Annotated in this window: 8 protein-coding genes; 7 read left to right on the top strand and 1 reads right to left on the bottom strand. The window is 40.9% G+C overall.

Translation table 11 applies throughout. The features are described from left to right. A partial coding sequence (locus tag Q0X72_RS13240) for a hypothetical protein (protein WP_297766362.1) occupies positions 1-244 on the bottom strand: 244 nt, incomplete at its 3' end. A 130-nt stretch (positions 245-374) separates the two neighbouring features. Between Q0X72_RS13240 and Q0X72_RS13235 the strand changes: the two genes are divergently transcribed. The 7 genes from Q0X72_RS13235 to bshA form a co-directional block, all read left to right on the top strand. Then, positions 375-1,637 (top strand): N-acetylmuramoyl-L-alanine amidase, encoded by a 1,263-nt coding sequence (locus Q0X72_RS13235; protein WP_297766360.1) that lies wholly within the window; start codon positions 375-377, stop codon positions 1,635-1,637. A gap of 205 nt (positions 1,638-1,842) precedes the next feature. Then, a complete protein-coding gene (locus Q0X72_RS13230) occupies positions 1,843-2,514 on the top strand; it encodes a hypothetical protein (RefSeq protein ID WP_367180466.1) in 672 nt (223 codons plus the stop codon). Positions 2,515-2,517: 3 nt separating this feature from the next. Then, the gene (locus Q0X72_RS13225; protein ID WP_297766357.1) at positions 2,518-3,846 is read left to right on the top strand and encodes a (Fe-S)-binding protein; all 1,329 of its coding nucleotides are present in this window, start codon (positions 2,518-2,520) and stop codon (positions 3,844-3,846) included. 25 nt (positions 3,847-3,871) lie between these two features. After that, on the top strand, positions 3,872-4,651 hold the full coding sequence (locus Q0X72_RS13220) for a (Fe-S)-binding protein (RefSeq protein WP_297766354.1): 780 nt from the start codon (positions 3,872-3,874) through the stop codon (positions 4,649-4,651). 75 nt (positions 4,652-4,726) lie between these two features. After that, a complete protein-coding gene (locus tag Q0X72_RS13215; RefSeq protein ID WP_297766351.1) occupies positions 4,727-5,209 on the top strand; it encodes an ABC transporter ATPase in 483 nt (160 codons plus the stop codon). Continuing rightward, positions 5,193-8,045 carry a glycoside hydrolase family 3 N-terminal domain-containing protein gene (locus tag Q0X72_RS13210; protein ID WP_297766348.1) on the top strand — a complete coding sequence of 951 codons (2,853 nt, stop codon included), beginning with the start codon at positions 5,193-5,195 and terminating at the stop codon, positions 8,043-8,045. The genes Q0X72_RS13215 and Q0X72_RS13210 overlap by 17 nt, the downstream gene beginning before the upstream one ends. A 29-nt stretch (positions 8,046-8,074) precedes the next feature. After that, a partial coding sequence (bshA, locus tag Q0X72_RS13205) for an N-acetyl-alpha-D-glucosaminyl L-malate synthase BshA (RefSeq protein WP_297766346.1) occupies positions 8,075-9,115 on the top strand: 1,041 nt, incomplete at its 3' end.

The following is a 9,115-nucleotide window of genomic DNA, read 5'->3' as shown; positions in this document are numbered from 1 at the left end:
AATCTTTGGCCTTGTATTGTATGTTATCAAGGAGCATGGAAGGCTTCTTCGGAACAGAATCAGCTCGTACAGAATCTGTCCTTACAGTGTCTGTCACAAGGGTCTGTGGAAGGGCAGGGGCTTTAATAGAATCTTGCCTGGCCTTAATGGGTAGGGGTTTTATCATGTCCTCCTGACCATACATCACAGAGACCCCTAATAAAAACAAACCAATGAAAAGAAAAAGCTGTTTATTTGATTGCAAAGCTATATATCCTATTTTTGTAATGATATGGCTTGATTTTTGAAATCAAACTTACATATATTTTTTTTCTGCCCGTTGCAGATTAGAATAATTTTAACCCGAGTACTGGAAGTAAAATTCCTCCCAAACCATGAATAAAAAATTTCTTTTAATATACTTTGCAATCTTCTTTTTTATTGGACATTTCTCCATCGCCAACCCTTCGCCTATAGATCGTGGGAATGATGGTTTTGTTGTGGTCTTAGATGCGGGTCATGGCGGACACGATCCGGGTAATCTAGGAAATGGGTACATGGAAAAAAACATTGCCCTGAACATCGTTCTTAAAGTTGGAGAACTTCTTAAAAAAACACCCGGAATAAAGGTGGTTTATACGCGCGAAGATGATTCGTTTGTAGATCTTTTTGTTCGGGGTGAGATTGCCAACAAGGCAGGGGCAGATCTTTTTGTCTCGGTTCATTGCGATTCTCACACCTCAAATGCGCATGGAGCAGGGACATTCGTCCTTGGTTTACACGCTAATAAGCAGAATTTTGAGATCGCTAAAAAAGAGAATTCGGTGATCTATCTGGAAGACAACTATGAGGCGCGCTATGCAAATTATGACATTAATTCTCCCGAATCTGTCATTGGCCTTACCATTATGCAGGAAGAGTTTTTAGATCAGAGTATACTTTTGGCAAAACTTATACAGGATAATTTTACCTCCAGGTTAAAACGTAACGACCGCAAGGTAAAACAAGCCGGTTTTATTGTTTTACATCAAACCTTTATGCCTAGTGTGCTTATTGAAACGGGATTCCTTACAAATAAAGATGAAGGCCGGTATTTGAATTCTAGTAAAGGGCAGGCCGAAATTGGGAGCGCTATTGCAAAGGCAATTATCAATTACAAAAGCAGTATCCCTGATGCCGAAACAGTGATATCAAATGGAACGGGAGGTGGCATAACAGAAGAATTAAAACAAGAAGTAAAGGATCCTGATCCGGATATTCAAAAGGAAGTAAAACTGCCTATTGCGAAGGAAACGGTCCAAACCCCCAAGCCTGTATCTGCTATTCCTGAAGAAAAAGAGAAAACAGAAAAAGTTGAGCAAGACCCCAAAACTAAAATGCAGGTATCCAAAGGCGGTATTATATTTAAGGTACAGATCATGGCGACTGCCAAAAATCTTCCTTTGAATTCATCAGAATTTAAGGGGTTGAATAAGATCTCTAAAGAGCCTGTTAACAATTTATTTCGGTATCTCTATGGTGAAACGGACACTTATATGGGGGCAAAACTTTTAAAATCGAATGCAGATATGAAAGGTTTTACTACTTCGTATATTGTTGCCTACAAAGAGGGAAAGCGTATACCATTGCAGGATGCTTTAAAATACGAAGATGAATAATGGTCGGCCTTCCGATTTTATTTCTAATTTTGCTTATAACCAAAAAAAAAGATATTGAAACTATCACGGGAAATTAAGACGGGTATCATAGTCATTGGGGGTATCCTCCTTTTTATTTTGGGGTTCAGCTATTTAAAATCAACACCACTTTTTGATAACAGTAAGATCTTTTATGCGGTTTATAAGAATGTAGGCGGCTTACAGAGTGGCAAAGGTTAATGATATTCAATTCAAAGATGAAACCGGCTACCTTGTGGTAACCTTTTCCGTGTCTAGCAGTTTTGAATTTTCAAAGAATAGCAAAGCAGAATTATACGATACCGGGATCATTGGTGGCAAGGGCATTCAAATAAAGCCTGTATTCGATGGGGCACCTATGGCACAATCTGGTGATACACTTTTAACAAATACCCGACCCGGTTTAACAGAATTGGTACAACAAAAGCTTACACCTCTGCAGCTAAAGGTTGAAGGGGCTGTCTCCCATGCGGATTCACTTTTGATGAATGTCAATGATGTATTGGATGACAAGACCAGAAGAAGCCTTCGTGAAAGTATACAGGGCCTTACCTCGGTGGTAAATAGTTTTCAAAAAAGCTCGGCCACCCTCAATGAGTTACTGGAAACTAATAAAATGCATATCGACAGCTCATTGAATAATATCAACACCCTAACCAGCAATTTCGCCAAATTCTCAGATTCTATCGCAGCCACTAATCTGAGCGCCACGGTAAAGAGTTTAGAATCTACTATTAAAAACCTTGACGCCCTTCTTGGAAAGATGGAAAAGCGGTATGTAAACGTATCCGTGTTTGGAAAGAAGCAAATCGAGTATAGCCTGCCTCAAAACGACCCGGCACTTATTAATCAGCAGTAATTAATGGAATACCTTCCAAACATCATTTTTGCCATACTACTCATCTTTGGGATAGGTTTTTTCGCAAAAAATGTAAAAAAATTACGAAGAAATATCCTGTTGGGAAAGGAAACCGATGTTTCAGATAATACATCTAAGCGATGGGGTAACATGGCCAAAATTGCCTTGGGACAGACAAAGATGGTGGTAAGACCTGTATCAGGATTAATGCATGTAATTGTCTATGTGGGCTTTATTATCATCAATATAGAGGTATTGGAGATCATTATAGACGGACTTCTTGGTACACATCGCATTTTTGCCCCTCTTGGAAGTGTATATGATTTTCTGATCGCCTCTTTTGAGATCCTGGCTTTCCTTGTTATTGTGGCGGTAGTAGTATTCTGGTTGCGCCGTAATGTTCTAAAGCTGGCGAGGTTTATAAAACCGGAGATGAAAGGGTGGCCGAAAAGTGATGCTAACTGGATCCTTTATATTGAGGTGATCCTTATGGGCTTGTTCCTTACCATGAATGCAGCAGATTATCAGTTACAACAACTGGGGGCAGCAGACTACATCCAGGCAGGATCTTTTCCTGTCAGCCAGTTTATTACCCCTCTCTTTGATGGAATGACTGCAAGTAGCGTTATTTTGATCGAAAGAACGGCTTGGTGGTTGCATATAGGAGGAATCTTCTTCTTCCTTAACTATCTCTATTATTCTAAGCATCTGCATATTTTATTGGCATTTCCCAATACGTACTATGGGAATTTGAAACCAAAAGGCGAGTTTAGTAACCTTGAGTCCGTAACCAACGAAGTGAAGCTTATGATGGATCCCAGTGCAGATCCTTTTGCAGCTCCTGCAGAAGATGCAGCGCCACCCGATAAATTTGGTGCTTCGGACGTACAGGATCTCAAATGGGTCCAACTCTTAAATGCATATACCTGTACAGAATGTGGACGTTGTACCAGCGAATGTCCGGCCAACCAGACAGGGAAGAAGTTATCACCAAGGAAGATCATGATGGATACGCGTGATCGCCTGGAAGAAGTAGGTCGAAATATCGATCAAAATAGAGGAAAATTTGTAGAAGATGGGAAGCAATTACTGGATGACTATATAAGCAGAGAAGAACTTTGGGCCTGTACTTCCTGTAATGCTTGCGTTGAGGCTTGCCCTGTAAGTATTGATCCCTTGTCTATCATTATGGATATGAGACAGTATTTGGTCATGGAACAGTCGGCCGCACCGGCAGAATTAAACGCTATGATGGGGAATATAGAAAACAATGGGGCCCCATGGCCTTTTAATCAAATGGACCGACTCAACTGGGCTAAGGAGTCGTCTTAGTGACAAACGAATAAGAGAAAGCAATATGAATGTACCTACAATGGCATCGCTCTTTGCAGAAGGAAAACAACCTGAGGTTTTGTTTTGGGTTGGTTGTGCCGGTAGTTTTGATGACAGGGCAAAAAAGATCACCAAGGCCTTCGTAAAATTGCTGAATAATGCCGGTGTATCCTTCGCTGTTTTGGGAACTGAGGAGAGTTGCTCCGGTGATCCCGCAAAAAGGGCTGGCAATGAATTTTTGTTTCAGATGCAGGCAATGACCAACATTGAGATTATGAATGGTTATGGGATCAAAAAAGTGGTCACAGCCTGTCCGCATTGCTTTAATACCATAAAAAATGAGTATCCTGGTTTAGGCGGAACCTATGAAGTAGTGCACCATACACAGTTTTTAAAAGAGCTGGTAGATGAGGGCAAGATCAGCTTAGAGGGTGGAACATACAAAGGAAAACGAATTACTTACCACGATCCTTGTTATTTGGGAAGGGCTAATAATGTCTATGAGGCACCCAGAGAGCTTATTAAAAAGCTCGATGCCGAATTGGTGGAGATGAAAAATTGCAAGTCAAGAGGTTTGTGTTGTGGCGCTGGTGGTGCCCAAATGTTCAAAGAAGCCGAAAAAGGAGATAAGGAAGTAAATATAGAGCGAACCGAACAAGCTTTGGAAATAAAGCCGGAGATCATCGCGGCAGCATGTCCTTTTTGTAATACCATGATGACAGACGGGGTGAAAAACAAAGAGAAAGAAGCTTCCGTGGCGGTTATGGATATTGCCGAACTCCTGGCAAGGGCACAAGATCTTTGATCTTCATTTATTTTGGAATGATTTTGGTGAAGAAAGAAGGTGAAAGAATGTTTAAAATTAATCTAAGAAAGAGAAATGATAGCATCGTTTAGTGAATTACCCGATTCGGCCAGAATATGGGTTTATCAATCCAACAGAAATTTTGCGGAGGAGGAATTAAAAGAGATCAGCGACTTACTAGTGCAGTTCTTAACGCAGTGGACGGCTCATGGAGCTGCCCTTCAGGCTGCTTTTGAGATCCGATATAACCGTTTTATTGTAATTGGGTTAGATCAATCTAATGCCTCTGCTTCCGGTTGTTCTATAGATGCCTCAGTTCACTTTATCCAGAGTTTGGAAAAAAGATTTGGGGTAGAACTTATGGACAGGATGAATGTTTCCTTTAAACAAGGCGACTATATCACCTATAAATCCATGGCCGATTTTAAGAAAATGGCCAAGGCAAAGGCAATTTCCAAAAACACCATCGTTTTTAACAATCTTGTAGCCAATAAGCAGGAATATTTGGAACATTGGGAGGTACCGGCCTCAGAGAGTTGGCATGGCAGGTTTATTTAGTCTAGTCACCACAAAAACAGCAGTATGGGTCAATACCACCTACCAAAAAATGAGCCTGGAGGAAAAAATAGGACAGCTATTCATGGTCCTTGTTGCTTCAGATCAGAATAAGTCGGCTACTGATAAGATCAAAACACTGATTGCAGAAGAACATTTGGGGGGCATTATTTTTTCAACCGGAGGCCCGTTAAGACAGGCGAAACTTACTAATGAATATCAGGCACTGTCAAAAATACCGCTTCTTATAGGGATGGATGCTGAATGGGGTCTGGCGATGCGATTAGATTCAACTTTTGCATATCCCTGGAATATGACCTTAGGTGCAATTAAGGATAGTACTATTGTTGAACGAGTGGGGTATCGCATAGGGATGCATGCCCGGAGATTAGGTGTTCATATCAACTTTGCCCCGGATGTTGACATCAACATCAACCCAAAAAACCCAATAATCGGGAACAGGTCCTTTGGGGAAAACAGAGTAAATGTAGCTCAAAAAGGTGCAGCCTTTGTTCGTGGAATGAACAGGGCAGGTATTCTTAGTAGCAGCAAACATTTTCCGGGCCATGGAGATACAGCTGCAGATTCGCATAAAGAACTGCCTGTAATTCCCTTTGAAAGAGACAGATTAGATAGTATTGAATTATATCCATACAAGAGGCTTATAAAAGAGGGTGTCTCGAGCGTGATGGTGGCCCATTTAAATGTGCCGGCTATAGAGCCAGATGAAAAAAGGCCGTCTTCACTTTCAAAAAATATTATTACCGGCGTATTAAAAAAGGAGTTGGGTTTTCAAGGACTGGTCTTTACCGATGCCCTGAATATGAACGGAGTAGCTACATTCGCTCCTAATGGCGGTAGTGACCTGGAAGCGTTTTTAGCGGGGAATGATATACTATTAATGCCTAAAGATCTGGAGGCTGCCAGATTGGCTATTAGAACTGCCTATGATACGGGGATCATCTCAGAAACGAGATTGTCCACTTCTGTGAAAAAGATGCTGATGGCAAAGTATAAAGCAGGACTGCATAAATATCAGCCTATAGAGGTGGAAAACCTTTATGAAGATCTTAATACCATAGAAGATGATCTTTTATACGAAGAGGCCATTGAAAATGCCATTACGGTGCTTAGGAATGAGGTTGATCTCTTGCCTATCAAGAATCTGGAGAACAAGAAAATAGCCTATGTGGCTATGGGCGATGTTTCCGGGGAACCATTTTATAAGGCATTACAAAATTATACAGAGGTCGTACAGGTAGAGGGCAAGGATATTAGTACCCTTAAAAAGAAATTATCTGATTTTAATGTGATCATTGTGGGTTACCATAAAAGCAATGACAGTCCATGGAAGGCCTATAAATTCTCAGAAAAGGAGATCTATTGGCTGAATGAACTCGCCAGCGAACGAACTTCTAATTTAATATTAGCTGTCTTTGCCAAGCCTTATGCACTCTTAGACCTTGTTAATTTTGAAGGATTAGACGGTTTGGTTGTTGGGTATCAGAATAGTGAGATCGCACAGGAGAAAACAGCAGAATTGATCTTTGGGGCTATCCCGGCGAAAGGCAAATTACCGGTGTCGCTGGGAAATACATATCCTGTAGGCTATGGTGTTTCCGGGAAATCTCTTGGTCGATTAGGATATAGCATTCCAGAAAGAGTAGGTATAGATAGTAAAAAATTAACCCAGGTAGATGAATTGGTTCAAAATGGACTAGATTCTTTGATGTTTCCCGGTGCACAGCTGTTGGTAGCCAGAAAAGGAAAGGTCATTTACAATAAGAATTTCGGGAAACCAACCTATGATTCCAAGGATTCTACTTCATTCGATCATTTATATGACCTGGCTTCCCTGACAAAGATCCTCGCAACACTTCCCATGATCATGACCATGGAAGAGGAGGGAAAGATCTCGTTAAATGATACTTTTGGGGAGTTGATCCCAGCCTACGATACTACGGATCTTAAAGATGTAACTGTCCTGAAGGCTTTAAGCCATTATGGCCGCTTGCCTTCATGGATCGCCTTTTATTTAGCAACGCTAGATAAGGACAGAAAACCTTCCAAAGAATTCTATCGCAACAGACCGGATAATGGGTTTAGCATAAGAGTAACTAATAATCTGTATCTCACAGATGCCTATCAGGATTCCATTTACAATCGTATTGGGCGGCAATCCTTAAAGTCGAATCGGTATCGTTATAGCGACGTTACTTATTATGTTATGAAGAAATACATTGAAGAAACCTACAATGAATCGCTCGATAAGCTGGCAATGTCCAGGTTTTATGGACCTTTGGGAGTTAATTACACTCGCTTTAAACCTTTGGAACACTTTAAAAAAGAGAAAATTGTGCCTACGGAAATTGATAATTACTACCGGTATCAGACGGTTCAGGGCTATGTTCATGATATGGGAGCGGCTATGCAGGGTGGAGTAGGAGGGCATGCGGGATTGTTTAGCAATGCGAATGATGTAGCCAAGATCATGCAGATGTATTTACAAGGCGGGTATTATGGCGGTGACCGTTTTTTACAAGCCAGAACTATTGAAAAATTCAATAAATGCTATTTCTGCAACAATGATGTTCGCAGGGGGGTTGGTTTTGACAAGCCACAGTTAGAAGAGCACGGGCCTACCTGTGGATGTGTCTCCAGAAAGAGCTTTGGACATAGTGGTTTTACAGGGACCTATACCTGGGCAGATCCTGAGAAGGAGCTGGTTTACGTATTTTTGTCGAATAGAACCTATCCAACGGCCTCGAATAATCTTTTGATAAAATCGGAATTGCGTACTCGTATTCAGCAGGCAATTTATGATTCCATTATCAATTAGGAAAAAAATTAAACCGTAATTTTACAGCTATGAAGATCGCTATAGTATGCTATCCTACTTTTGGTGGGAGTGGGGTTGTGGCCACAGAACTGGGAATTGCGCTGGCTAACAGAGGTCACGAGATCCATTTTATTACGTACAAACAGCCAGTTAGGCTAGAATTACTGGGGAATAACATCCACTTCCATGAGGTACATGTGCCCGAATATCCCTTATTCCATTATCAACCTTATGAATTGGCCTTATCAAGTAAATTGGTAGATACCATCAAATTATACGGGATAGAATTGTTGCATGTGCATTATGCCATCCCTCATGCATATGCGGGCTATATGGCTAAAAAAATATTGGAGGAAGACGGGATCTATATCCCAATGATCACGACCTTGCACGGTACGGATATCACCCTGGTGGGGAACCATCCTTTTTATAAGCCTGCGGTTACCTTTAGTATCAACAAATCGGAGGTGGTAACGAGTGTATCGGAAGATTTAAGGCAAAAGACGCTCGACTTTTTTGAAATTGACAAGGAGATTGAAGTGATCCCTAATTTTATAGATAAACGGAAATACAGTTCAGAATTTACAGATTGTCAGCGTTCTTTGATGGCCGGTGAAAATGAGAAGATAATTACTCATATCAGTAATTTTAGGAAGGTGAAGCATATTCCGGATGTCATTAAGATATTTCATGGTATTCAGAAGGAGATACCGGCGAAATTGATGATGGTAGGAGAGGGACCAGAAAAGGAAAAGGCCGAACTATTATGTGAAGAACTGGGCATCATGGACAAGGTAATGTTCCTGGGTCAGAGTTCTGAAATAGACCGTATTCTGTGTTTCTCAGATCTGTTATTATTGCCTTCTAAATCAGAGAGTTTTGGTTTGGCAGCTTTAGAGGCGATGATCAATAAGGTACCGGTGATATCTAGTAATACAGGGGGGATCCCTGAGGTGAATATACAGGGAGTAACCGGATTTTTAAGTGATGTGGGGGATGTAGATGACATGATCAAGAATTCCCTGTATATTTTAAAAGATCCAAAAACCCTCGAGACTTTTAAAATGAAC

It is taken from the genome of uncultured Muriicola sp., assembly GCF_947258935.1.
Taxonomy (GTDB): Bacteria; Bacteroidota; Bacteroidia; order Flavobacteriales; family Flavobacteriaceae; genus Muriicola.
The sequence above is the reverse complement of the archived record's forward strand: the minus strand, read 5'-3'. Positions and strand labels throughout refer to the sequence as shown.